Raw genomic sequence first — 24,951 nt, 5'->3', positions numbered from 1 at the left:
GCGAGGGTACTGTTGAGGAGCTGCCATGCCGAGGGTGACCAAACCTTCGTGAAGCGAGCTGGGTTCAGTGTGCCCACTCCCCGATACGGCAAGTTAGCCGAAAACGACATGCTCATAGCCAATGTGGACACTGCGACAAATCGCCCTTGCCGTGCCTGGGCAGGCCTACCAGAATCGAGTCACGACCTCCGTTGCCGAAGAAGGATTCGCGTCATGATGTATGCCGATTTGATCGATCAGGAAGACCTGTTGGGCCAACTCAAGTCGTTGGGATTCGAAGTACCGTCGGGCTCGTCTGCGCAGCAGGCCTGTGAGTGCGCCGTGCGGGGCCTGGACGATGTGCGGGCCAATACGTTGCGCACCATGGTCAAGCAGATGTACACCAGCAGCGCGAGTATTCAGCCGACCGTGCGTGAGGCCATCGACAAGCAGTTGCTGCCGGCCCTGGCGCAGTACCAGCAGACCCGCGCCTGACATCCCGGGCGTTTGCTAGAGTGGTGGCCTTGATGACCACCACGAGCGAACGCCGATGTTCCTTATCCAAAACTGCCAGTCCAGCGAGCAATCGGGCTGGCTGCCCCTGCGCCAGGCCCTCTGGCCCGATGCTTCGGAACACGAACATCGCGATGAAATCGAGCAGCAACTGAAAGCGCCGCAGCGCTATATCAACTTCGTCGCCTACGACACGCAGCACCATCCCGTCGGCCTCGCCGAAGCCTCATTGCGCACCGATTACGTCAACGGCACCGACAGCTCGCCGGTGGTGTATCTGGAAGGTATCTACGTGATACCGGAGCAGCGCCGCCATGGCGTTGCCGCCCGGTTGATCGAGCACGTTGCGCAGTGGGGACGGGAAAACGGCTGCGTGGAAATGGCTTCCGACAACCTGACCAGTCAAGCGACACACAAGGCGCTCGGCTTCGAGGAAACCGAGCGCGTCGTGTACTTCAAACGCGCGCTCTGATCAGAGGCGCACGCTGGCAAAGGTCGATTCGTTGCGCGCCTGGCTCAGCGCCGACATCGGCCCGGACAGCGGCGACATCACAATGGCCTGCGGCAGCGGCAGCATCGCCACCTGCTGGGTGGTGTTGGAACCGACGCGCTCGTCACGCGGCGGAATGCCGAAGTATTCGCGGTAGCACTTGGAGAAGTGCGGCGTCGACACGAAACCGCAGACCGACGCCACTTCGATGATCGACATCGGCGTCTGCTTGAGCAATTGCCGGGCACGGATCAGGCGCAGCTTGAGGTAGTAGCGCGACGGCGAGCAGTGCAGGTATTTCTGGAACAGGCGCTCGAGCTGGCGACGGGACACGGCGACGTACACCGCCAGTTCATCGAGGTCGATCGGCTCTTCCAGGTTGGCTTCCATCAGCGCGACGATTTCCTGCAGTTTCGGCTGGTTGGTGCCGAGCATGTGCTTGAGCGGCACGCGCTGGTGATCCTGCTCGTTACGGATGCGCTCGTAGACGAACATTTCCGAGATCGCGGCGGACAGTTCACGACCGTGATCGCGGCTGATCAGGTGCAGCATCATGTCCAGCGGCGCGGTGCCTCCGGAGCTGGTGAAACGGTTGCGGTCGAGGGTGAACAGACGGGTGCTCATCGCAACGCGCGGGAAAGCTTCCTGCATCGCCGCCAGACATTCCCAGTGCACGCTGCAATCGAAGCCGTCGAGCAGGCCGGCGCAGGCCAGGGCCCAACTGCCGGTGCACACGGCACCGAGGCGACGGGACTGGCGCGCCTGGCTTTGCAGCCACGAGACGTGTTCACGAGTAACAGTGCGTTGAATGCCGATCCCACCGCACACGATGATGGTGTCGAGGGCCGGGGCTTTGTGCATGGAGGCGTCGGGAGTGATCTGCAGACCGTCACTGGCCCAGACCTGGCCACCGTCGACGGTGAGGGTGGTCCAGCGATACAGCTCGCGACCGGACAGTTGGTTGGCCATGCGCAGCGGTTCGACTGCAGAAGCCAGGGAAATCAGCGTGAAATTGTCCAGCAGCAGAAAGCCGATGGATTGAGGCGCACGGTTCTGGGGTTGAGCCCCGGAGTTGAACGACGTCATCGCGGTATCTCCTCACACAAAGCGGGTGATGGCCTCAGGCGGAGGCTCTTGTTATTGCCATCGTTCTCTTGCGTGAGACGGGGCTTTGTTATGACAGAGCAATTGCCATGCCTGAAATTGAATGTGCGTTCAATAACTCCTGAAAACGACGTCGCGACGCGTCTATACAAGCCGTCCGACGAAAGGTAGTTCGAAGTGCCATCAGCGGCGGTGAAAGCCCTGCCCCGAAGCGCGTGAGCAAATCGGTAGCACTTGTGGGAACAGGGCCGGGCGCGATTGTCGGACAGTGTCACCGCAGGCACGGGTGACGGACGGTCGCCAGCATCAATCACGCGCTGGAGGTGGGAAAGACTCTTATCTGATTGCGACGCGCCAAAAGGTGGCGCGTTTTATTGCCGATGCTCGCTTGGTGCGCAGTTTTGACTGGTCTGGTGTTATCGGAGGAATCAGCATTCAACCGCGCTGACCGCCAAGCCACCCCGCGAAGTCTCTTTGTATTTGTCATGCATGTCGGCGCCGGTATCGCGCATGGTTCGGATCACCCGGTCCAGCGAAATAAAGTGCTGACCATCGCCGCGCAGGGCCATCTGTGCCGCGTTGATTGCTTTGACCGCCGCAATCGCGTTGCGCTCGATGCACGGCACCTGGACAAGACCGCCCACCGGGTCGCAGGTCAGGCCGAGGTTGTGCTCCAGGCCGATTTCCGCCGCGTTGCACAATTGCTCCGGGCTTGCGCCGAGGATTTCCGCCAGCCCTGCCGCTGCCATTGCGCATGCCGAACCAACCTCACCCTGACAGCCGACTTCGGCGCCGGAGATCGAGGCGTTCTTCTTGCACAGAATCCCCACCGCCGCCGCCCCGAGGAAATAGTCGACCACGTTGGCGTCGGTCACCGCCTCGCTGAATTTCATGAAGTAGTGCAGCACCGCCGGAATGATCCCGGCCGCGCCGTTGGTCGGTGCCGTGACCATGCGCCCGCCGGCAGCGTTCTCTTCGTTCACCGCCAGGGCGAACAGGTTGACCCACTCCATCGCGCTGAGGGTCGAGCCGATCACATTGGGCTTGTTCAATTCCTGAAGGCTGCGGTGCAACTTGGCCGCACGCCGCCGCACGTTCAGGCCGCCGGGCAGGACGCCTTCGTGCTTGAGGCCCTGCTCGACGCAATCCTGCATCGCCCGCCAGAGCTTCATCAGCCCGGCGCGGATTTCCTCTTCACTGCGCCAGACTTTCTCGTTGGCCATCATCAGTTCGGCGACACGCAGGTTGTTCTTCTTGCACAACTCCAGCAGTTCGACGGCGCTGGAGAAGTCATAAGGCAATTCGGTGCGATCCAGATCCACCACACCGCTGGACGCCTGCGCCTCATCGACGACAAAACCGCCGCCGACCGAATAGTAGGTGTCGCGATGAATCTCGCCGTGATCGCCTTCGGCAACCAGGGTCATGGCGTTGGGGTGGAACGGCAGGTTTTCGTCGATCAGGCGCATGTCGCGGGCCCATATAAAGGGCACCGACAAACGACCATCCAGTAAAAGGGTGTGAGTTTCGCGCAGGGCCTGGATTCGTGGGCCGATCTGCGACGGATCGATCGCGTCCGGCCACTCGCCCATCAGTCCCATGATCACGGCGTTGTCGCTGCCGTGACCGACACCGGTGGCCGACAGCGAACCGAACAACTGCACTTCGATCCGCCGCACTTGCTCCAGCAGGAATTTGTCGCGCAGAGACTCGACGAACAGCGCCGCGGCGCGCATTGGCCCGACGGTGTGGGAACTGGACGGGCCGATGCCGATTTTGAACAGGTCGAAAACGCTGATAGCCATTGATGCAGAGCTCCTGAGAGTGCCGTCCGGGGCGTGAAGCGCCCGCTGGCGGAGCTGCTACGCTCAAGCTGCGATCCGCCGGAATGCCCGCATCATCAGGCTTTTCCCGGGTCGCTCGGCGTCTGACACCGACGCACTCATGCCCACTAACGCCGTGCCGGTTTTCGCCCGTGTTTTCGCCGTTTTTATGCGGTTCAGATGGCCAAACGGGGCTGAAAAAAGCTGTAAACGACGTCACCGACACTGGATGCGACCATCCCTGTACTGGATACGACGCACCCTGTAGGCGTCAGATTTTCACTGGTACATGATCGTATCGACTCGATTGCAAGGCGCCGTGGTAGAGCTGTCTCCAGAACGCCATCCAACCGCAACCTATAAGTGCGGTGGTCCAGTCGGAACACTGCCAAAAAAAACACCAAGGAGTCCATCCATGAAAGGTTCCCCGTCGTTGTTGTTGGCCGCCATGCTGAGTCTGCCGTTACTGGCTCAAGCCGCAGAACCGGCGCAGTGCAGTACCGTTAACTTCTCCGATGTCGGCTGGACCGACATCACCGCAACAACCGCGACCACCAGCGTGGTGCTCGACGCCCTCGGCTACAAGACCAAGACCACCATGATCTCCGTGCCCGTGACCTACAAGTCGCTGGCCGACGGCAAGAACATGGACGTATTCCTCGGCAACTGGATGCCGACCATGGAAAACGACATCAAGGCCTACCGTGATGCCGGCACCGTGGAAGTCGTGCGCACCAACCTCAAGGGCGCCAAATACACCCTCGCCGTACCGCAGGCGCTGTACGACAAGGGCCTGCATGACTTCGCCGACATCGCCAAATTCAAGAAAGAACTCGACGGCAAGATCTATGGCATCGAGCCGGGCAACGACGGCAACCGTCTGATCCAGAGCATGATCGACAAGGATGCCTTCGGTCTGAAAGCCGCGGGTTTCAAAGTCGTCGAATCGTCCGAAGCGGGCATGCTCTCGCAGGTCGACCGCGCGCAGAAACGCGACACCGCCGTGGTTTTCCTCGGCTGGGCGCCGCACCCGATGAACAAGCGCTTCAAGATTCAATACCTGACCGGCGGCGACGACTTCTTCGGCCCGGATTTCGGCGCGGCCACCGTTGCGACCAACACCCGCAAAGGCTACGTCGAAGAATGCAGCAACGTCGGTCAGTTGCTGAAGAATCTGGAGTTCACCGTCGACATGGAAAGCACCCTGATGGGCAACATCCTGGACGACAAGATGAAGCCTGACGCGGCCGCCAAGGCCTGGCTGAAAAAGAATCCACAGGTGCTCGATACCTGGCTCGCTGGCGTGACCACCATTGACGGTAAACCTGGCCTGGAGGCCGTGAAAGCCAAGTTGAATCAGTAATCGCTTATGCCGGACGGCTCCGGCCGTCCGGGCTGTTTATTTCCTTGCATGCGGACGTTCACTACCATGCTGATTGATCAGAAAATCCCTTTAGGCCAGTACATCGCGGGCTTCGTTGAATGGTTGACGCAACACGGCGCCAGCACCTTCGACGCAATCGCCGTGACCCTGGAAACGATGATCCACGGCGTGACGTTTGCGCTGACCTGGTTCAACCCGCTGGTGTTGATCGGCCTCATCGCTCTGCTCGCGCACTTCATTCAACGCAAATGGGGCCTCACCGCCTTCGTGATCGCCTCCTTTCTGCTGATCCTCAATCTGGGGTACTGGCAGGAAACCATGGAAACCCTCGCCCAGGTCATGTTCGCGACCCTGGTCTGCGTGGTCATCGGCGTGCCGCTGGGCATCGTCGCTGCGCATAAACCGATGTTCTACACTTTGATGAGGCCGGTGCTCGATCTGATGCAGACCGTACCGACCTTCGTTTACCTCATTCCTACCCTGACCCTCTTCGGGCTGGGCGTGGTTCCGGGCCTGATCTCCACGGTGGTGTTCGCCATCGCTGCGCCGATCCGCCTGACCTACCTGGGCATCCGCGATGTCCCGGAAGAACTGATGGACGCCGGCAAGGCCTTCGGCTGCTCGCGTCGCCAACTGCTTTCACGGATCGAACTGCCCCACGCCATGCCAAGCATCGCGGCCGGCATCACCCAGTGCATCATGCTGTCGCTGTCGATGGTGGTGATCGCGGCACTGGTGGGCGCCGACGGACTCGGCAAACCGGTGGTCAACGCACTGAACACTGCTGATATCGCCCTGGGCTTCGAAGCGGGCCTGGCGATCGTACTGCTGGCGATCATGCTCGACCGTATCTGCAAACAACCCGACGCAAAAGTAGGGGGTGACGCATGAGCATTATTCGCTTCGATAACGTTGACGTTATCTTCGCCAAGGATCCACGCGAGGCGCTCAAGCTGCTGGATCAGGGCATGACCCGTAACGAGATCCTGAAAAAGACCGGGCAGATTGTCGGCGTTGAAAAAGCCAGCCTGGATATCGAGAAAGGTGAAATCTGCGTACTGATGGGCCTGTCCGGCTCCGGCAAATCCAGCCTGTTGCGCTGCATCAACGGCCTCAACACCGTGAGCCGCGGCAAGCTGTTCGTCGAGCACGAAGGCAAGCAGATCGACATCGCCTCCTGCACCCCGGCCGAACTGAAAATGATGCGCACCAAGCGCATTGCGATGGTGTTCCAGAAGTTCGCCCTGATGCCTTGGTTGACCGTGCGCGAGAACATCAGCTTCGGTCTGGAAATGCAGGGCCGTCCCGAGAAAGAACGGCGCAAACTGGTGGACGACAAGCTTGAGCTGGTCGGCCTGACCCAGTGGCGCAACAAGAAACCCAACGAGCTGTCCGGCGGCATGCAGCAGCGTGTAGGCCTGGCCCGCGCACTGGCGATGGACGCCGACATTCTGCTGATGGACGAACCGTTCTCGGCCCTCGACCCGCTGATCCGTCAGGGTCTGCAGGATGAATTGCTGGAACTGCAACGCAAGCTGAGCAAGACCATCGTGTTCGTGAGCCACGACCTCGACGAGGCGCTGAAACTGGGCAGCCGCATCGCGATCATGAAAGACGGCCGGATCATCCAGTACAGCGTGCCGGAAGAGATCGTGCTCAATCCTGCGGACGATTACGTGCGCACCTTCGTTGCCCACACCAATCCGCTGAACGTGCTCTGCGGTCGCAGCCTGATGCGCACGCTGGACAACTGCAAACGCATCAATGGTTCGGTGTGCCTCGATCCGGGCGGCGATTCGTGGCTGGATCTGGCAGAAGGCAACACCATCAAGGGTGCACGCAAGAACGGTTCGGTACTCGACCTGCAGAACTGGGTACCGGGGCAAGCGGTGGAAGGCCTGGATCGTCGTCCGACACTGGTGGATTCGAACATCGGCATGCGTGACGCCTTGCAGATTCGTTACCAGACCGGAAACAAGCTGGTGCTGCACGACAACAACCATGTGGTGGGGATTCTTGGGGACAGCGAGCTGTATCACGCGCTGCTCGGCAAGAACCTGGGGTAAAGAGAGCAGACACAAAAACGCCGCGAGAGGATCGCGGCGTTTTTGTTTTCATCATTCCCACGCAGGACGTGGGAATGAACAATCGCTATTAGCTGTACACCCGGCCAAGGAGCTGCCGATGGCTTTCAAACTGATCGAGCACATCGCGAGTGATCTGATCCTGCGTGAAGCCCATCAGGTCGTAATCCTGGCTGCCGTTGTGCAGGTACACCTCGGCGCGGTAGTAACGCTGGCGCGCTTCATCGGACTGGGCCGATTCGGTCGGGGTCGCCAGATAGCCGTCCAGGCTCACTTCGTAGACAAAAGGGTTGCCCTCTTCCATCTCGACCCGCACGCCCATGCAACGCTTGGATTTACCCAGCAGCGTCTGCACTTCCAGGCCTTGGGTACGCAGCTGTGCAGCCGCATCGTCCAGCGCCGGAGTAACGTGTTTGTCCATGAAGCGTTGCACCACCGACTGGCTCGGTTGCAGGTCCAGTTGAGTCAGGCGCTCGCTGAAACCACGACGACCGCGCTCAGCCAGTTGCGCTTGCTCCTGTTCGATCTGCACGTCCTGGCGCATGGCCTTGTGCAAGCCGAACATGAAGAACACCAGCACCACCGAGAACGGCAGACCGGCCAGCACCACCATGGTCTGCATGGCTTCGAAGTTACCGGCGAACAGCAGGCCGATGGTCACCAGGGTGATCACGACCGACCAGAAGATCCGCAACCAGTGCGGTGCGTCTTCGTCGACGGTGCCGCCCTTGCACGACAGGTTGGCCATCATTACCGCGCCAGAGTCGGCCGGGGTCAGGAACAGTACGAAACCTACAAAGATCGACACACCGATGACGACTTTCGACGCCGGGTAATGTTCAAGCAACTGATAGATCGCCATCGACGGCTGTTCCAGCGCCGTCTTGCCAAGCTCCACCGCACCGTGGTTCATCACCAGGTCCAGTGCCGAGTTACCGAAGATCGACAGCCACGCCAGGGTGAAGCCCAGCGGAATCAGCAGCACGCCGGCCACCAGTTCACGCACGGTACGACCACGGGAAATCCGCGCGATGAACATGCCGACGAATGGGGCCCAGGAAATCCACCATGCCCAGTAGAACAGAGTCCACAGGCCCAGCCAGCGGTCGGACTTGGCACTGTCGCCTTCATAGACGTACAAATCGAAAGTCTTCAGCACCACGCCGTTGAGGTAGTCGCCGATGTTCTGCACGAAGCCGTTGAGCAGGTGCAGGGTCGGGCCGAACAGCAGCACGAAAATCAGCAGGCCGCTGAACAGAATGATGTTGAGGTTGGACAGACGACGGATGCCGTTTTCCACGCCGGACACGGCAGCGATGGTCGCCACGGTGCTCATCACGATGATCACGATCAGCAGGTTGGTGTTGCTGTGCTCCATGCCGAACAGGTTTTCCAGGCCCGAAGACACTTGCAGCGAGCCGATCCCCAGGTTGGTCACCAGACCCAGCAGGGTCACGAACATGCCGAAACCGTCTACCGCATGACCGGCAGCGCCCTTGACCCAACGCTCGCCCACCAGCGGGTACAGCGCCGAACGCAGTGCCAGCGGCTGGTTATGACGGTAAGCGAAATAGGCAACAGCCAGACCGACCAGTGCGTAGATCGCCCAGCCGTGCAGGCCCCAGTGCAGGAAAGTCAGCTGAACAGCCTGACGCGCCGCCAGGTTGGTAGCGGACGCACCTTCCGGTGGGTTGAAGTAGTGATCCAGCGGCTCGGAGGCGCCGAAGTACAGCAGCGAAATACCGATACCCGACGAGAACAGCATCCCCGCCCAGGCGCCATAGCTGAAATCCGGGGTGTCGTCCTTGCTACCCAGTTTGAGTTTGCCGTAGGAAGAGAACGCCAGGCCCACCACAAACACCAGGTAAGCGGCGATCACCACCATGTAGTACCAGCCGAAGCTGCGGGACAACCAGGCCTGAGCCACTCCCAGCATTCTGCCGGCCTCTTGCGGGGCGATGATCAGAATGGCGGTCAACAACAGAATCAACGCGGTCGAGGTGTAGAACACCCAACCGTTGACCGTCACCTTCTCGGGCGGGGTCTTTATAAGCGAGGCAGAACTCATGGCACAAATGCTCCAGGCAGTGCGAGAGAAGAACACAAGGCAACACGGAACCCGACCAATCGGTTAGTTGGCAGCCGACCGGCGGGTGATATAAAGACACCCCGAAAAAAGCCCGAACCTGCAGAGATGGCACCGCGAATCGCCGTCGTGGCCGAGGTCTGGACGTTCATCCGAAACCTGGCCGCGAGCGTCTTGCCCATTCAACACGTCCATCGAACGTCGAACCGCGCCTTGCCCCGCGCAGGTTTCGAGCATTTTCGGATGTCGGTTTATCGCCACTTACACGTAGGAAAAATCTGTAGGCAGCGACGATTTGTCGCAGATCTTATTCTTTGTTGATTGAACGTTCAATCAAAACAAAATAGACTGGCCCTCAATCCGATCGGCGTTTATCGCCCGTTGGAAGGCCTAAGGAGATGTGCAAGATGCCCAAGGTCGGTATGCAACCCATCCGCCGCCAACAACTGATCGAAGCCACTTTGCAGGCCGTCGATCAGGTCGGAATGGGGGACGCCAGCATTGCGCTGATCGCCCGTTTGGCCGGTGTCTCGAATGGCATCATCAGTCACTATTTTCAGGACAAGAACGGCCTGATTGCCGCCACGATGCGGTATCTGATGAGCGTCCTCAGCGAGAACGTCACCGCGCGCCGTCAGGCGCTGGCAGACAGCAGCCCCCGGGCGCATCTGCAGGTGATCATCGAAGGCAACTTCGACGCCAGCCAGGTCAATGGCCCGGCAATGAAAACCTGGCTGGCCTTCTGGGCCACCAGCATGCACCAGCCGTCTTTGCACAGGTTGCAGCGGATCAACGATCACCGTCTGTATTCCAACCTGTGCTGCGAGTTCCGCCGTGTGTTGCCGCTCGAAGACGCGCGCAGTGCCGCCCGTGGACTGGCAGCTCTGATTGACGGCTTGTGGTTGCGCGGCGCGCTGTCGGGAGACGCTTTCGACACCGCGCAGGCGCAACAGATCGCTTACGAATACATGGATTTCCAATTGGCCAAGAAGGTGAGCTAGAGCACAGAGAAAACGCTCGGCCCCTGAACGCCACCGCAGCCTGATCGCGGTGGTCAACGCCAACCACTTATGCACTTGCGAGGACACTATGGCCCGTTTCGAACTGCAAAAACTCTACATCGATGGCGCGTACTCCGACGCCGGCAGCGATGCCACCTTCGAAGCCATCAACCCGGCTAACGGTGAAGTCCTCGCACAAGTGCAACGTGCGACCAAGGAAGACGTCGAGCGCGCAGTCGTCAGCGCCGAAAAGGGCCAGAAAATCTGGGCCGCGATGACCGCCATGGAGCGTTCGCGCATCCTGCGTCGCGCCGTCGACATCCTGCGCGAGCGCAACGATGAACTGGCTGCTCTGGAAACCCTGGACACCGGTAAAGCGTTCTCCGAAACCAAATACGTCGACATCGTCACCGGCGCCGACGTGCTGGAATACTACGCAGGCCTGGTACCCGCCATCGAAGGCGAGCAGATCCCGCTGCGTGACACCGCATTCGTCTACACCCGTCGCGAGCCGCTGGGCGTGGTTGCCGGTATCGGCGCGTGGAACTACCCGATCCAGATCGCCCTGTGGAAATCCGCTCCAGCCCTGGCGGCCGGTAACGCGATGATCTTCAAGCCAAGCGAAGTCACCTCGCTGACCACCCTGAAACTGGCCGAGATCTACACCGAAGCCGGCGTTCCAAACGGCGTGTTCAACGTACTGACCGGCAGCGGCCGTGAAGTCGGCACCTGGCTGACCGAGCACCCGCGTATCGAGAAAATCTCCTTCACCGGCGGCACCGACACTGGCAAGAAGGTCATGGCCAGCGCTTCGGCTTCGTCGCTCAAAGACGTGACCATGGAGCTGGGCGGCAAGTCCCCGCTGATCATCTGCGACGACGCCGACCTGGATCGCGCCGCCGACACCGCCATGATGGCCAACTTCTACAGCTCCGGTCAGGTCTGCACCAACGGCACTCGCGTGTTCGTGCCGAGCCACCTGAAAGCCGCTTTCGAAGCCAAGATCGTCGAGCGCGTTGCCCGCATCCGCGTTGGCAACCCGGAAGACGAAAACACCAACTTCGGCCCGCTGGTCAGCTTCGCTCACATGGAAAACGTGCTGGGCTACATCGCCAAGGGTAAAGAAGAAGGCGCTCGCGTTCTGTGCGGCGGCGCCCGTCTGACCGACGGCGAATTCGCCAAAGGCGCGTTCGTGGCACCGACCGTGTTCACCGACTGCACCGACGACATGACCATCGTCCGTGAAGAAATCTTCGGCCCGGTAATGGCGATCCTGACCTACGAAACCGAAGAAGAAGTGATCCGCCGCGCCAACGACACCGATTTCGGCCTGGCCGCCGGTATCGTCACCCGCGACCTGAACCGCGCCCACCGCGTGATTCATCAACTGGAAGCCGGTATCTGCTGGATCAACGCCTGGGGCGAGTCCGACGCAAAAATGCCGGTCGGCGGTTACAAGCAGTCGGGCGTTGGCCGTGAGAACGGCATCAGCTCGCTGAACAACTTCACTCGCATCAAATCGGTACAGGTCGAGCTGGGCGATTACGTCTCGGTGTTCTAAGACCCGCCATCGTGCGCTGCCCGCGAAGCCGCCTTCGCGGGCATGTCTGCTCGCCGCTCCCACACGGGAAGCGCTGGCTGTCTGACCTGACCAACTTTCAAAGAGGGTGCATTCAATGTCCCAAGAATTCGATTACATCATCGTGGGTGCCGGTTCTGCCGGTAACACCCTGGCGACCCGTCTGACTGAAGACGAAGGCGTCACCGTCCTGCTGCTCGAAGCGGGCGGCCCGGACTACCGCATGGACTTCCGCACGCAGATGCCGGCCGCACTGGCCTTCCCGCTGCAAGGCCGTCGCTACAACTGGGCGTACGAAACCGATCCAGAACCGTACATGGACGGTCGCCGGATGGAATGCGGTCGCGGCAAGGGCCTCGGCGGTTCCTCGCTGATCAACGGCATGTGCTACATCCGCGGCAACGCGATGGACTACGACGGCTGGGCGAAACTGCCAGGCCTGGAAGACTGGACCTACCTCGACTGCCTGCCGTACTTCCGCAAAGCGGAAACCCGCGACATCGGCCCGAACGACTACCACGGTGGCGAAGGTCCGGTCAGCGTGACCACGCCGAAGGCGGGCAACAACCCGCTGTTCCACGCCATGGTTGAAGCTGGCGTACAAGCCGGTTACCCGCGCACCGAAGACTTGAACGGCTACCAGCAGGAAGGCTTTGGCCCGATGGACCGCACCGTGACGCCGAAAGGCCGTCGTGCTTCCACCGCCCGTGGTTACCTGGACGTGGCCAAGAAGCGTTCGACCCTGACCATCGTCACCCACGCCCTGACCGACAAAGTCTTGTTCGACGGCAAACGTGCCGTTGGCGTGCGTTACCTGGTCGGCGCTGCCGAAGAGCGCGTTGAAGCCCGCGCCCGTAAAGAAGTCATCGTCTGCTCCGGCGCGATCGCTTCGCCGCAACTGCTGCAACGCTCCGGCGTAGGCCCGGCGAAACTGCTGGAAAGCCTCGACATCCCGGTCGTTCACGATCTGCCGGGCGTCGGCGAAAACCTGCAGGATCACCTCGAGCTGTACCTGCAATTCGCCTGCACCCAACCGGTCTCGCTGTACCCGTCGCTGCTCTGGTACAACCAGCCGGCCATTGGTGCCGAGTGGCTGTTCAACGGCACCGGCATCGGCGCCAGCAACCAGTTCGAAGCCGGCGGTTTCATCCGTACTCGCGAAGAGTTCGAATGGCCGAACATCCAGTACCACTTCCTGCCGGTGGCGATTAACTACAACGGCAGCAACGGTGTGCAAGAGCACGGTTTCCAGGCGCACATGGGTTCCATGCGTTCGCCGAGCCGTGGTCGCATCCAGGTCAAATCCAAGGATCCGCGCCAGCACCCGAGCATCCTGTTCAACTACATGGCCACCGAACAAGACTGGCAGGAATTCCGCGACGGCATCCGCCTGACCCGTGAAATCATGCAACAGCCTGCACTGGACGCTTTCCGTGGCCGCGAAATCAGCCCGGGCATCGAAGTGCAAACCGATGAGCAGCTGGACAAGTTCATCCGCGAGCACGCCGAAACCGCGTTCCACCCGTCCTGCTCGTGCAAGATGGGTACCGACGAGATGGCCGTAGTGGATGGCGAAGGCCGCGTGCATGGCATGCAGGGTCTGCGTGTGGTCGATGCCTCGATCATGCCGATCATCACCACCGGCAACCTGAACGCGCCGACGATCATGATGGCCGAGAAAATCGCCGACAAGATCCGTGGCCGTCAGCCACTGCCACGCAGCAAGGCGCCGTACTACGTCGCTGGCGATGCGCCGGTGAAAGGCAAGGCACTGCGTGATGTGAGTGCTGTTGCTCAGTAAGTCGTAATACCGGGCGGTGATCGTTCCCATGCAATGTGGGAACGATCAGCCGACTCAAAGCAGTAAATCCTCCTACACCCCCTCTTCACTTGATCCTACCCCCACGCAGGCCTACTCTAGTCCTCGCGCAATCGTTTCACCCCTCCCCGCCGAATCCGCTTCGCCGCTACTCCCATAACAAGGAGGTTCCCTGATGTTCGATTTCCACCCCCAGCTCAAGCAGCGCTTCGCTGCCTTGCGCACGGGCGCCGAGTTTTTTTCCCTGCGGTATGTACGCGAGTCCGGCCAGTACCTGTCGGTGCGCAAGAACGTTGCCGAACCGCCGAGCCTGAGCCGCGACGAAGGTGCGATGCTCACCGTTCGCGTCAACGGCGTCGAAGCCTACGCCGCGACCAATGACCTGTCGCAACAAGGCCTGCAAGCCGCCCTCGAGCGCGCCGAACAGCAGGCCCGGCGGATCAAGCCCCACGCCCTGCTCGACCTGAGCCAGCAGCCGGTGTCCAGCGACCGCGCCGATTACTTTTCACCCAATCTCGAACAACCCTTCCCGTCCCTGAGCGAATGCTTCGAGCTGCTCGGCGCGGAGTCCGCCTCGGTGCCAAAGGATGAGCGCCTGGTGAATTGGGAAGTGAGCATCGGCATCACCCACGTCGAACAGATCTACCTGAGCAGTGCCGGGGCCGAATTGCGCCAGGCCCAGCGCTTCGTTTATCCGGGCCTGGACGTCACCGCCTACGACGGCAACGACAGCCAGACCCGCAGCCTCGGCCGCGAGAACTTCGGCCAGCAGGGTGGCGCCGACGTGATCAGCCGTTGCGGCCTGATCGGCGCCGGCCCGCAAGTCGCCGATCAGGCGCTGCAATTGCTGCTCGCGCCGAACACCCCGCAAGGCCCGCGCGACCTGCTGCTGATGCCTGACCAGATGATGCTGCAGATCCATGAATCCATTGGTCACCCACTGGAACTGGACCGGATCCTCGGCGACGAGCGCAATTACGCGGGCACCAGCTTCGTCAAAGCCTCGGATTTCGGCAGCCTGCAATACGGCTCGAAACTGCTCAACGTGACGTTCGATCCGGGCATTCCCGAAGAACTGGCGAGTTACGGTCACGATGACGACGGTTCCAAGGCCAGCAAGCAATTCTTGATTCACGAAGGCCTGTTGGTGCGGCCGTTGGGCGGTGCACTGTCGCAGTTCCGCGCAGGTCTGGACGGCGTCGCCAACAGTCGCGCCTGCGGCTGGAACCGACCACCCATCGACCGTATGGCCAACCTCAACATCGAGCCGGGCGATCAGCCCCTGGAACAACTGATCGGCGGTATCGACAACGGCATTCTGATGAGCACCAACCGCTCATGGTCGATCGACGATGCACGCAACAAATTCCAGTTCGGCTGCGAATGGGGCCAGTTGATTGAAAACGGCGAACTCAAAGGCGTGGTGAAGAACCCGAACTACCGGGGTATTTCCGCGCACTTCTGGAAGAGCCTGCGCGCCGTCGGCAACGCCGGCACCACCAAAGTGCTGGGCACGCCGAACTGCGGCAAGGGCGAACCGAACCAGGTGATCCGCGTCGGCCACGCTTCGCCGGCCTGCGTGTTCAGCAATGTTGATGTGTTTGGGGGAGACGCCTGATGAGTATTTCCAAGAGCCAGGTCGAGGCCTTCAAGGTTCTGGTCAACTGGTTGCGCGACGCAGTGCGCGAGCCGGAACAATTCACTCTGAGTTACGACGCCGAATCGTCGGCCTTCGTCCGCTTCAACCACGCCAAGGTGCGTCAGGCCGGGCAAGTGCAGCAAGCCGGTATCGGCCTGAAACTGATCGACGACGGTCGCCATGCCGACCTGCACATCACCCTGTCCGGCGAGCCGACCACCGACCTGCAACGTCTGGCCGAAGGCCTGCAGCAACTGCGCGAAACCCTGCCGTTGCTGCCTCAGGATCCCTATCTGCTGCTCAACCACAATGGCTGGCAGAGCAAGAACGTGCAGGAGCATCCGCTGCCGGACACCGAACAAGTCGTGGCGGAAATCGCTCAAGCGGCCGAAGGTCTGGATCTGGTCGGCTTCTATGCTGCCGGCCCGATCAGCCGTGGTTTCGCCAGTTCTTCCGGCGCGTTTGGCTGGCATCAGGCCAACAGCTTCAACTTCGACTTCAGCCTGTTCCACGAGAACGGCGAAGCGGTGAAAGCCAGCTACGCCGGGCACGAGTGGAGCAGCGAAGGTTTCGCCAAACGCTTCCAGCAGGCCCGCGAGCAACTCGAGTTTCTGGGGCGACCGCTGCGCACCTTGCCGCCCGGCCAATACCGCGCCTATCTGGCGCCGGCAGCTCTGGAAGAAATCATGGGCATGTTGTGCTGGGGCGGTTTCTCGGCGCAGTCGATTGCCAGCAAGAGCAGCCCGTTGCAGAAGCTGTATGCCGGCGACCAGGCGTTCAGCCCGCTGGTGTCCCTCGACGAGAAAGTCAGCGACTCGCTGAGCCCGGCGTTTTCCGGCGAAGGTTACCCGCGCAGCGATCTGCGGTTGATCATCGAAGGTAAGGCGGGTGACCAGTTGGTCGGTTCGCGCAGTGCTGCCGAATACGGTCTGACGGCCAACGGTGCCGGCGGTGGCGAATCGCCGAGCGCGCTGAACATGGGCGCAGGCGAACTGCCTCAGGCCGAGATCCTCAAGCAGTTGGGCACCGGCTTGTACATCAGCAACCTGTGGTACCTGAACTTCTCCGATCAACCGGCCGCGCGCCTGACCGGCATGACCCGGTTTGCCACGTTCTGGGTTGAAAACGGCGAAATTCAGGCGCCGGTCAGCACCATGCGTTTCGACGACAGCGCCTACAGCCTGCTGGGTTCGCAGCTGGAAGCGTTGACTGCCGAGCGTGAGTTGCTGCTGTCAGCGAGCACCTACAGCCAGCGCAATACGTCGTCGGCGCTGCTGCCGGGGGCGTTGGTGAGCCGTCTGACCCTGACGCTCTGATACAAATCGTTCCCGCGCCTTGCGCGGGAACGATCATTCACGGCCCTACACCACAAGAGGTTCCATGCCCAACCGCCCGCCTCTCGACGCCATCACCGCCCGCTGGTTGCCGTGGGTCGTCGCCATCGCTTTCTTCATGCAGTCCCTCGACGGGACCATCCTCAACACCGCCCTGCCGGCCATGGCCCGGGATCTGGCCGAAGACCCGTTGCGCATGCAGGGTGTGATCATCGCCTACATGCTCACCGTAGCCCTGCTGATTCCGGCCTCGGGCTGGATCGCCGACCGCTTCGGCACCAAGAAAATCTTTTTCGGCGCGATCCTGCTGTTCAGCATCGGCTCGTTGCTCTGCGCCCTGTCGAGCAGCCTGAGCATGCTGATCGGTGCCCGGGTGATTCAGGGCCTCGGCGGCGCACTGATGTTGCCGGTCGGACGGCTGGTGGTGCTGCGCGCCTACCCGCGTTCGGAACTGGTGCGGATCATGGGCTTCATCACCATTCCCGGCCTGCTCGGCCCGCTGATCGGCCCGACCATGGGCGGCTGGATGGTGCAATACCTGACGTGGCACTGGATCTTTTTGATCAATCTGCCGGTCGGTGTCATCGGCTGCTACGCGGTGTGGAAGTTCATTCCCGACCTGCGCGGCACCGAACGTACGCGTTTCGATAGCCTGGGTTTCCTGCTGTTCGGCGCGGCGATGGTGCTGATCACCATCGCCATGGAAGGCCTCGGCGAACTGCACCTGCCGCACTTGCGGGTGATGCTGTTGCTGTTCGGCGGCATGGCGTGTCTGGCGGCGTACTGGCTGCGCGCCGGGCACATCGACAATCCGCTGTTCGCGCCGTCGCTGTTCAAGACCCGCACCTTCGCGGTCGGCATCCTCGGCAACCTGTTCGCTCGCCTGGGCAGCGGCGCCCTGCCGTTTCTGGTGCCGTTGCTGCTGCAAGTGGCGCTGGGTTATTCGCCGTCCCAGGCCGGGATGAGCATGCTGCCGCTGGCGGCTGCCGCGATGGTCGCCAAGTGGGGTGCGCGGCCGCTGATCGAACGCCTCGGCTATCGCATCGTGCTGACCGGCAACACGCTGTTTCTGGGGATCATGCTGGCGAGCATGGGCCTGGTCAGCGAGCAGACGCCGTACTGGCTGCTGCTGTGCCTGCTGGCGATTCTCGGGGCGATCAACTCGCTGCAATTCACCGCGATGAACACCGTGACCCTGATCGACCTCGACGACGCCAGCGCCAGCAGCGGCAACAGCCTGCTGTCGGTGGTGGCGCAGTTGTCGCTGAGCCTCGGTGTGGCGTGCGCCGGCGCGCTGCTCGGCGGCTTCACGGCGGAGATCGGAAACGACGGCGTTGAGACCGTGTTGGGCGCGTTTCAGCTCACGTTCGTGACTGTTGGGATCATGGCGATGCTGGCGGCGACGATTTTCTCCCAGCTCTCGAAGAATGACGGACGGCGCGTCAGACGTCCGGAAGAACACATCGAGTCTTAGGGCTAATGGCCACCGGGCTGGTACACTGCGCGACATTTTGTTTTGCAGGCCAGTCCCGTGACCACCATCGCCACCGCTTTTAATACTTTGCCGCTGTCCGCCGCCATGCTGGCTAACCTCGAATCGCTCGGTTATGCCCAGATGACGCCGATCCAGGCGCAGAGCTTGCCGGTGATCCTCAAGGGGATGGACCTGATCGCCCAGGCCAAGACCGGCAGCGGCAAGACCGCCGCGTTCGGCATCGGCCTGCTGAACCCGATCAATCCGCGCTACTTCGGCTGCCAGGCGCTGGTGATTTGCCCGACTCGCGAACTGGCCGACCAGGTCGCCAAGGAAATCCGTCGTCTGGCCCGCGCCGAAGACAACATCAAGGTCCTGACCCTGTGCGGCGGCGTGTCGTTCGGCCCGCAGATCGGCTCGCTGGAGCACGGCGCGCACATCATCGTCGGCACCCCGGGCCGCATCCAGCAACACCTGCGCAAGGGTTCGCTGGTCCTCGACGGCCTCAACACGCTGATCCTCGACGAAGCCGACCGTATGCTCGACATGGGTTTCTACGACGCCATCGAAGACATCATCGAGCAGACCCCGGCCCGTCGTCAGACCCTGCTGTTCTCCGCGACCTACCCGGTGGGCATCAAGCAACTGGCGTCGAAGTTCATGCGTGATCCGCAAACGGTGAAAGCCGAAGCGTTCCACGACGACACCCAGATCGAACAACGCTTCTACGAGATTTCCCCGGAAGAACGCATGAGCGCGGTGACCAAGGTCCTGCACCACTTCCGTCCAGCTTCCACCGTGGCATTCTGCTTCACCAAGCAGCAAGTGCAGGAAACCGTCGATCACCTGACTTCCAAAGGCATTTCCGCCGTCGGCCTGCACGGCGATCTGGAACAGCGCGACCGCGATCAGGTATTGGCAATGTTCGCCAACCGCAGCACTTCGGTACTGGTCGCCACGGACGTTGCCGCCCGTGGTCTGGACATCGATGCACTGGACATGGTGATCAACGTCGAACTGGCCCGCGACTCGGAAATCCACATTCACCGCGTCGGCCGTACCGGTCGTGCCGGCGAGAAAGGCATCGCGGTCAGCCTGGTGGCGCCGTCCGAAGCGCACCGCGCGCAAGCCATCGAACAACTGCAGAAAACCCCGCTGAACTGGGACCAGGTGGACAACCTGAAATCCCAGGGTGGTGCCCCGCTGCAACCGCCGATGAGCACGTTGTGCATTGGTGGCGGCCGTAAAGACAAGGTGCGCCCGGGCGACATTCTTGGCGCACTGACCGGCGATGCCGGCATCCCTGGCGCTCAGGTTGGCAAGATCGCGATCTTCGACTTCCAGTCCTATGTGGCGGTTGAGCGCACCGTGGTCATGCAGGCGCTGCAGCGTTTGAACAACGGCAAGATCAAGGGTCGTTCGCTGCGCGTACGCGTCCTCTGACCTGATCGTTCCCGCGTCGAGGCGTCGAACCGTCCGCGCGGGAATCCATCCTGTGACGCTCCGCGTCACGATTTAAAAGCGGACGCAGAGCGTCCATGGCGGCATTCCCACGCAGAGCGTGGGAACGATCATTGTGTGAGGACACCGTTTTGCGCTCTACCGAAGTCGTGATCATTGGCGCTGGCGCCGCAGGGTTGATGTGTGCACTGACCGCCGCCGGGCGCGGGCGTCAGGTGCTGCTGCTCGACCACGCGAACAAGGCCGGCAAGAAAATCCTGATGTCCGGCGGTGGGCGCTGCAACTTCACCAACATGTACACCGAGCCGAGCAATTTCCTCTCGCAGAATTCGCACTTCTGCAAATCCGCGCTGGCCCGCTACACCCAGTGGGATTTCATCGGCATGGTCGCCAAACACGGCGTGCCGTATCACGAGAAAAAGCTCGGCCAGTTGTTCTGCGATAACAAATCCAGCGACATCCTCGGCATGCTGCTGGACGAGTGCGATCAGGTCGGCGTCAACCTGCACCTGGACACCTCGATCCAGACCATCGAGAAAGTCGAGGGCGGTTACCTGCTCGACACCACCCTCGGCCAGATCCAGTGTCAGTCGCTGGTGATCGCCACCGGCGGCCTGTCGATCCCGACGTTGGGTGCCACCGGTTTCGGTTATCAGGTCGCCAAGCAATTCGGCCACGACCTGCTGCCGACCCGCGCCGGGCTGGTGCCGTTCACCATCACCGATCAGCTCAAGGATCTGTGCACCGAACTGTCCGGCACCTCGGTGGATTGCCTGGTCAGCTGCAACGACCAGAGCTTTCGCGAGAACATCCTGTTCACTCACCGCGGCCTCAGCGGCCCGGCGATTCTGCAGATTTCCTCGTTCTGGGAATCCGGTGACACCGTCGAGATCAACCTGCTGCCCGATCACGACGCGGCGAGCTGGCTGCAACAGCAAACCGCCGAACGCCCGAACAGCGAACTGAAAACCCTGCTCGGTGAAATCTTCACCAAGAAGATGGCCAACCTGCTGGCGGACAACTGGTTCGTCTCCAAACCGATGAAGCAGTACACCCACGCCGAACTCGCGGACATCGCCGAGAAGCTCGGCAGCTGGAAAGTCGTCCCGGCCGGCACCGAAGGCTACCGCACCGCCGAAGTCACCCTCGGTGGCGTCGACACCCGCGAAGTCTCGTCCAAGACCATGGAATCGCTGAAAAGCCCGGGCCTCTATTTTGTTGGCGAAGTGCTGGATGTCACCGGGCATCTGGGCGGTTTCAACTTCCAGTGGGCCTGGGCATCGGGTTACGCGGCGGCGCAATACGTCTGATTCGAAGGCCGGGCGGAACACTTTTTGCTGTCAGATGTGATCGGCGCCATTGCGTCGGCGTCATTACTGGCTCAATTTAGCGGCATCGCCTCGGAAGGCCTTCGCACTTCATGTCCTCGACCTCGTTTCGTCAGTCTTTGCGGCGCCTGTGGGCGCTGGATAAATTCAGCTACAGCGTGCGGGTGTTCATCGCCCTGACCGGCAGCATGGCGCTGTGCTGGTATCAGGATGAAATGGGGCTGCTGATCCCGCTGTTCCTCGGGATCATCGCCAGCGCCCTGGCCGAGACCGACGACAGTTGGCAGGGCCGCCTCAACGCACTGGCGGTGACGCTGGTGTGTTTCAGCGTTGCGGCGCTGTCGGTGGAATTACTCTTCCCCTACCCCATCGTGTTCGTCATCGCTCTGGCACTGGCCAGTTTCGGCCTGACCATGCTCGGGGCGCTCGGTGAGCGATATGGCGCGATCGCTTCGGCGACCCTGATTCTTTCCGTCTACACCATGATCGGCGTCGACCAGCGCGGTGGCGCGGTCACGGATTTCTGGCACGAGCCGATGCTGCTGGTGGCCGGCGCCGCGTGGTACGGCTTGCTGTCGGTGCTGTGGCAGGCGATGTTTTCCAACCAGCCGGTGCAGCAGAGTCTGGCGCGGCTGTTCCGTGAACTGGGTTATTACCTGAAGCTGAAATCCTCGCTGTTCGAGCCGATCCGTCAGATGGATGTCGAAGCGCGGCGGCTGGAACTGGCTCAACAAAACGGCCGCGTCGTTGCGGCACTGAACAGCGCCAAGGAAATCATCCTGCATCGGGTCGGCAACGGTCGTCCCGGCTCGAAGGTCAGCCGTTACCTGAAGCTGTATTTTCTTGCCCAGGACATTCACGAACGCGCCAGTTCTTCGCACTATCCCTACAACGCGCTGGCCGAAGCGTTTTTCCACAGCGACGTGCTGTTCCGCTGCCAGCGTCTGCTGCGCCAGCAAGGCAAGGCGTGCCGGGCGCTGGCCGAATCGATCCAGATGCGCCAGCCGTTCATCTACGACGCGACATTCGCCGAAGCCCTGAGTGACCTGCACGCCTCCCTCGAACACCTGCGCATCCAGAGCAACCCGGCCTGGCGTGGACTGTTGCGCTCGCTGCGGGCACTGGCGGCCAACCTCGGCACCCTCGACCGTCTGCTCAGCGACGCGAGCAACCCTGATGCCTTGGCCGATGCCACCGACAGCAGCCTGCTCGACCGCTCGCCGCGTAACTTCAAGGACGTACTGGTTCGCCTGCGCACCCAACTGACACCGACGTCATTGCTGTTCCGCCACGCCCTGCGCCTGCCGCTGGCGTTGAGCATCGGTTACGGCATGGTGCATCTGATTCACCCATCGCAAGGCTACTGGATCATCCTCACCACGCTGTTCGTCTGCCAGCCGAACTACGGCGCCACCCGGCGCAAACTCGGCCAGCGGATTCTCGGCACCGCCATCGGCCTGACCATCGCCTGGGCGCTGTTCGATCTGTTCCCGAGCCCGCTGGTGCAGTCGTGCTTCGCCATCGCCGCCGGTGTGGTGTTCTTTACCAACCGCACCACTCGCTACACCGTTGCGACCGCCGCGATCACGATCATGGTGCTGTTCTGCTTCAACCAGGTCGGTGACGGTTACGGGCTGTTTGTGCCGCGCCTGTTCGATACCTTGCTCGGCAGCCTGATCGCAGGCCTGACGGTGATCCTGTTCCTGCCGGACTGGCAGGGTCGGCGCCTGAACAAAGTGCTGGCCAACACCCTGACCTGCAACAGCATCTACCTGCGCCAGATCATGCAGCAATACGCCGCCGGCAAGAGCGACGACCTCGCTTACCGCCTGGCCCGTCGCAACGCGCACAACGCCGACGCGGCGCTGTCGACCACGCTGGCAAACATGCTGATGGAGCCGGGGCATTTCCGGAAGGAAGCCGACGTTGGCTTCCGTTTCCTGGTGCTGTCGCACACGTTGCTCAGCTATCTGTCAGGCCTCGGCGCACACCGGGAAACCCAGCTGCCGGCCGAGGTCCGTGAGCATCTGATCGATGGCGCCGGGGTGAAACTGGCCACCAGCATCGACGAGATCGCCCAGGGCCTGGCGAGCAAACAGCCGATTGCGATTCAGAGCGATGAGGAAGAGGCGCTGGCCAATGAGCTTGAGCAGATGGCGGACGAGATCGACGAAGGCCAGCGACTGGTGCAAACGCAACTGGCACTGATCTGCCGCCAGCTCGGCCCTTTGCGGACGCTGGCGGCGCACTTGATCAAGGACACCGGCGAGGCTTGAGCCGCCTCACATGCCATGCTGCCTGAGCAACTTGTCATAGCTGCCGTCGGCCTTCATCGCCGCAATCGCCTTGTCGAACCCGGCCACGATCTGTTCGTGCTCCGGGTTTTTCAGGCTGACCAGAATGTGCAGACTGTTCTCGCTCAGCGGCTTGGGCAGGAACTCCACGGCGTTGCGCACTTTCGGTGACTCACGGGCCAGGTAATAGCGGGCGACGAATTCATCTTCCAGGGTCAACTTGACCCGATCCGCCGCCAGCATGCGCACGGCCATCGCGAAGTTATGCACAGGGACTTTCTGCAACGCCGTGTCGGCATCGAACGGTGCGGAATAGGCGTAGCCGCGCACCACCGCAATCGGATAGGTGTGCAGTTCCTGCAAGTTGTTGTATTCGATGGGCGTGTCTTTGCGCTTGAGAAAACGCACACGGTTGAGCAGGTATTCGTCGGAAAACTGCCCCAGCTTCGTACGCTCGTCGTTGTACCAGGCGTTGACCAGCACGTCGTAACGCCCCTCGCCAACCCCGAGCAGCGCCCGCGCCCACGGCACCTGTTCGTAATCGCTGGCATAACCTGCCCGGGCCAGGGCCGTGCTGACAATGTCCGTGGCCAGCCCACCGTTGACCAGCGTGTCATCGGTAAACGGCGGCCAGACGTCGAAGACCAGACGCAATTTCTCCGCTGCAGCGCTTTGACCCAGCAACAGCAATCCGATCAAAGCAAACGCTCGATGCAATCGCGGCATGCTTGAAAATCCTTAGCGGGCGGGCCGCCCGGCGTGTTTTCAGTCAAAACCCCAAGGCCCCATACCGGCGAATCCCAGGCCCTAACATTAGCTCATTGAAGCCGTTGCACAGCGCTTCTCTGCAGATTACACAAAGAAGTCGGCGGCGCGAGAAAGGAATGATGGCATTTTGGCCTTCGTCACAGATTATTGCGCCATACAGACATATTTCGACGGTGCGCTTAGTATCGGGCGACGTTGTTCAAGGAATCGGAAGATGACAATCGAGTGGGTCTGCAAACATCACAGCGATCTGGGACTGGAGCAGCTGTACGCCATTTTGAAATTGCGCTCGGAAGTGTTCGTGGTCGAACAGCGCTGCGCCTACCTGGACCCGGACGGTCAGGATCTGGATGGCGATACCTGCCACCTGATGGGCTGGGACGGCGATCAACTGGTGGCGTACCTGCGCCTGCTGGACCCGGAATCCCAGGGCGGCGACGTGGTGATCGGCCGCGTACTGACGGCACCGGCCGGACGTGGCAAAGGGCTGGGGCATGAAATGATGGAGCAGGCGCTGAAACAGGCCGAGAAGCGCTGGCCCGAGGTGCCGATCTATCTGTCGGCCCAGGCGCATTTGCAGGGGTATTACGGGCGGTATGGGTTTGTGGTGGCGGGTGAGGAATATCTGGAGGATGACATTCCGCATATTGGTATGCGGCGCTCCTGAGCTGTCGCTTGGCTGATGATCGCTGCCCTCACCCTAACCCTCTCCCGGAGGGAGAGGGGACTGATTGGGGAATATTCAGGAGATTCGCTGACGTGAGCGATCACGGTTGAATCCACAATCGACT

The 24,951-nt window shown here is 61.4% G+C and carries 19 protein-coding genes; 15 read left to right on the top strand and 4 right to left on the bottom strand.

Going from position 1 to position 24,951, the window contains the following annotated elements; genetic code table 11:
• The first annotated feature begins 213 nt into the window (after window positions 1–213).
• Window positions 214–474 carry a hypothetical protein gene (locus tag AC1RR7_RS10705; protein ID WP_096817966.1) on the top strand — a complete coding sequence of 87 codons (261 nt, stop codon included), beginning with the start codon at window positions 214–216 and terminating at the stop codon, window positions 472–474.
• 55 nt (window positions 475–529) lie between these two features.
• Complete coding sequence (aac(6'), locus tag AC1RR7_RS10700; RefSeq protein WP_493157352.1) at window positions 530–964, top strand: aminoglycoside 6'-N-acetyltransferase; 435 nt, start codon at window positions 530–532, stop codon at window positions 962–964.
• Here the strand turns inward: aac(6') and gbdR are convergent, their stop codons facing one another.
• The gene (gbdR, locus tag AC1RR7_RS10695; protein WP_065260190.1) at window positions 965–2,068 is read right to left on the bottom strand and encodes a choline metabolism transcriptional regulator GbdR; all 1,104 of its coding nucleotides are present in this window, start codon (window positions 2,066–2,068) and stop codon (window positions 965–967) included.
• A 446-nt stretch (window positions 2,069–2,514) separates the two neighbouring features.
• Complete coding sequence (locus AC1RR7_RS10690) at window positions 2,515–3,891, bottom strand: L-serine ammonia-lyase (RefSeq protein WP_493157350.1); 1,377 nt, start codon at window positions 3,889–3,891, stop codon at window positions 2,515–2,517.
• Window positions 3,892–4,324: 433 nt separating this feature from the next.
• Between AC1RR7_RS10690 and AC1RR7_RS10685 the strand changes: the two genes are divergently transcribed.
• The 3 genes from AC1RR7_RS10685 to choV all read left to right on the top strand — a co-directional run bounded on the left by AC1RR7_RS10685 (window position 4,325) and on the right by choV (window position 7,359).
• Window positions 4,325–5,272: a choline ABC transporter substrate-binding protein gene (locus AC1RR7_RS10685; protein WP_096817750.1), complete on the top strand. Its 948-nt coding sequence runs from the start codon at window positions 4,325–4,327 to the stop codon at window positions 5,270–5,272.
• A gap of 66 nt (window positions 5,273–5,338) precedes the next feature.
• Entirely contained in the window at window positions 5,339–6,184 is an 846-nt protein-coding gene (choW, locus tag AC1RR7_RS10680; RefSeq protein WP_085709139.1) for a choline ABC transporter permease subunit, read from the top strand.
• Window positions 6,181–7,359, top strand: a complete 1,179-nt coding sequence (gene choV, locus AC1RR7_RS10675) for a choline ABC transporter ATP-binding protein (RefSeq protein ID WP_096817748.1) — start codon at window positions 6,181–6,183, stop codon at window positions 7,357–7,359. Before choW ends, choV begins: the two co-directional genes overlap by 4 nt.
• Before the next feature lie 88 nt (window positions 7,360–7,447).
• Here choV and betT read toward each other — a convergent pair whose 3' ends face one another.
• Complete coding sequence (gene betT, locus AC1RR7_RS10670; protein WP_096817746.1) at window positions 7,448–9,445, bottom strand: choline BCCT transporter BetT; 1,998 nt, start codon at window positions 9,443–9,445, stop codon at window positions 7,448–7,450.
• 425 nt (window positions 9,446–9,870) lie between these two features.
• Here betT and betI point away from each other — a divergent pair, with 425 nt between their 5' ends.
• The 9 genes from betI to yccS all read left to right on the top strand — a co-directional run bounded on the left by betI (window position 9,871) and on the right by yccS (window position 23,374).
• Entirely contained in the window at window positions 9,871–10,464 is a 594-nt protein-coding gene (gene betI / locus AC1RR7_RS10665) for a transcriptional regulator BetI (protein WP_085731629.1), read from the top strand.
• 88 nt (window positions 10,465–10,552) lie between these two features.
• On the top strand, window positions 10,553–12,025 hold the full coding sequence (gene betB / locus AC1RR7_RS10660) for a betaine-aldehyde dehydrogenase (RefSeq protein ID WP_493157348.1): 1,473 nt from the start codon (window positions 10,553–10,555) through the stop codon (window positions 12,023–12,025).
• Window positions 12,026–12,140: 115 nt separating this feature from the next.
• Entirely contained in the window at window positions 12,141–13,844 is a 1,704-nt protein-coding gene (betA, locus tag AC1RR7_RS10655; protein WP_273537937.1) for a choline dehydrogenase, read from the top strand.
• A gap of 193 nt (window positions 13,845–14,037) precedes the next feature.
• Window positions 14,038–15,480 carry a TldD/PmbA family protein gene (locus AC1RR7_RS10650; RefSeq protein ID WP_493157345.1) on the top strand — a complete coding sequence of 481 codons (1,443 nt, stop codon included), beginning with the start codon at window positions 14,038–14,040 and terminating at the stop codon, window positions 15,478–15,480.
• Entirely contained in the window at window positions 15,480–16,817 is a 1,338-nt protein-coding gene (locus tag AC1RR7_RS10645) for a TldD/PmbA family protein (RefSeq protein ID WP_493157343.1), read from the top strand. Before AC1RR7_RS10650 ends, AC1RR7_RS10645 begins: the two co-directional genes overlap by 1 nt.
• 64 nt (window positions 16,818–16,881) lie before the next feature.
• Window positions 16,882–18,309, top strand: coding sequence for a multidrug transporter subunit MdtD (gene mdtD, locus AC1RR7_RS10640; protein ID WP_192559184.1), 1,428 nt, complete (start codon window positions 16,882–16,884; stop codon window positions 18,307–18,309).
• 57 nt (window positions 18,310–18,366) lie between these two features.
• Window positions 18,367–19,752, top strand: coding sequence for an ATP-dependent RNA helicase DbpA (gene dbpA / locus AC1RR7_RS10635; RefSeq protein ID WP_096817735.1), 1,386 nt, complete (start codon window positions 18,367–18,369; stop codon window positions 19,750–19,752).
• Window positions 19,753–19,901: 149 nt separating this feature from the next.
• Window positions 19,902–21,080 (top strand): BaiN/RdsA family NAD(P)/FAD-dependent oxidoreductase, encoded by a 1,179-nt coding sequence (locus AC1RR7_RS10630; protein WP_096817733.1) that lies wholly within the window; start codon window positions 19,902–19,904, stop codon window positions 21,078–21,080.
• A gap of 110 nt (window positions 21,081–21,190) precedes the next feature.
• Entirely contained in the window at window positions 21,191–23,374 is a 2,184-nt protein-coding gene (yccS, locus tag AC1RR7_RS10625) for a YccS family putative transporter (RefSeq protein ID WP_102619733.1), read from the top strand.
• A 6-nt stretch (window positions 23,375–23,380) separates the two neighbouring features.
• Here yccS and AC1RR7_RS10620 read toward each other — a convergent pair whose 3' ends face one another.
• On the bottom strand, window positions 23,381–24,118 hold the full coding sequence (locus tag AC1RR7_RS10620) for a substrate-binding periplasmic protein (RefSeq protein WP_096817728.1): 738 nt from the start codon (window positions 24,116–24,118) through the stop codon (window positions 23,381–23,383).
• A gap of 256 nt (window positions 24,119–24,374) precedes the next feature.
• On the opposite strand from AC1RR7_RS10620, the gene AC1RR7_RS10615 reads away from it, so the two are divergent.
• Window positions 24,375–24,827, top strand: coding sequence for a GNAT family N-acetyltransferase (locus tag AC1RR7_RS10615; protein ID WP_011336314.1), 453 nt, complete (start codon window positions 24,375–24,377; stop codon window positions 24,825–24,827).
• The last annotated feature ends 124 nt before the right edge of the window (window positions 24,828–24,951 follow it).

The organism is Pseudomonas sp. GW821-FHT11G12, from assembly GCF_058808055.1.
Note: the sequence above shows the minus strand (reverse complement) of the source record. Positions and strands in the feature narration are given on the sequence as shown.

What these genes read in the sequence shown, in the direction of transcription:
- AC1RR7_RS10705 (WP_096817966.1), top strand. Translation starts at nt 214, where the DNA reads ATGATGTATGCCGATTTGATCGATCAGGAAGACCTGTTGGGCCAACTC.
- gbdR (WP_065260190.1), bottom strand. Translation starts at nt 2,068, where the DNA reads ATGACGTCGTTCAACTCCGGGGCTCAACCCCAGAACCGTGCGCCTCAA.
- AC1RR7_RS10690 (WP_493157350.1), bottom strand. Translation starts at nt 3,891, where the DNA reads ATGGCTATCAGCGTTTTCGACCTGTTCAAAATCGGCATCGGCCCGTCC.
- AC1RR7_RS10685 (WP_096817750.1), top strand. Translation starts at nt 4,325, where the DNA reads ATGAAAGGTTCCCCGTCGTTGTTGTTGGCCGCCATGCTGAGTCTGCCG.
- choW (WP_085709139.1), top strand. Translation starts at nt 5,339, where the DNA reads ATGCTGATTGATCAGAAAATCCCTTTAGGCCAGTACATCGCGGGCTTC.
- choV (WP_096817748.1), top strand. Translation starts at nt 6,181, where the DNA reads ATGAGCATTATTCGCTTCGATAACGTTGACGTTATCTTCGCCAAGGAT.
- betT (WP_096817746.1), bottom strand. Translation starts at nt 9,445, where the DNA reads ATGAGTTCTGCCTCGCTTATAAAGACCCCGCCCGAGAAGGTGACGGTC.
- betI (WP_085731629.1), top strand. Translation starts at nt 9,871, where the DNA reads ATGCCCAAGGTCGGTATGCAACCCATCCGCCGCCAACAACTGATCGAA.
- betB (WP_493157348.1), top strand. Translation starts at nt 10,553, where the DNA reads ATGGCCCGTTTCGAACTGCAAAAACTCTACATCGATGGCGCGTACTCC.
- betA (WP_273537937.1), top strand. Translation starts at nt 12,141, where the DNA reads ATGTCCCAAGAATTCGATTACATCATCGTGGGTGCCGGTTCTGCCGGT.
- AC1RR7_RS10650 (WP_493157345.1), top strand. Translation starts at nt 14,038, where the DNA reads ATGTTCGATTTCCACCCCCAGCTCAAGCAGCGCTTCGCTGCCTTGCGC.
- AC1RR7_RS10645 (WP_493157343.1), top strand. Translation starts at nt 15,480, where the DNA reads ATGAGTATTTCCAAGAGCCAGGTCGAGGCCTTCAAGGTTCTGGTCAAC.
- mdtD (WP_192559184.1), top strand. Translation starts at nt 16,882, where the DNA reads ATGCCCAACCGCCCGCCTCTCGACGCCATCACCGCCCGCTGGTTGCCG.
- yccS (WP_102619733.1), top strand. Translation starts at nt 21,191, where the DNA reads ATGTCCTCGACCTCGTTTCGTCAGTCTTTGCGGCGCCTGTGGGCGCTG.
- AC1RR7_RS10620 (WP_096817728.1), bottom strand. Translation starts at nt 24,118, where the DNA reads ATGCCGCGATTGCATCGAGCGTTTGCTTTGATCGGATTGCTGTTGCTG.
- AC1RR7_RS10615 (WP_011336314.1), top strand. Translation starts at nt 24,375, where the DNA reads ATGACAATCGAGTGGGTCTGCAAACATCACAGCGATCTGGGACTGGAG.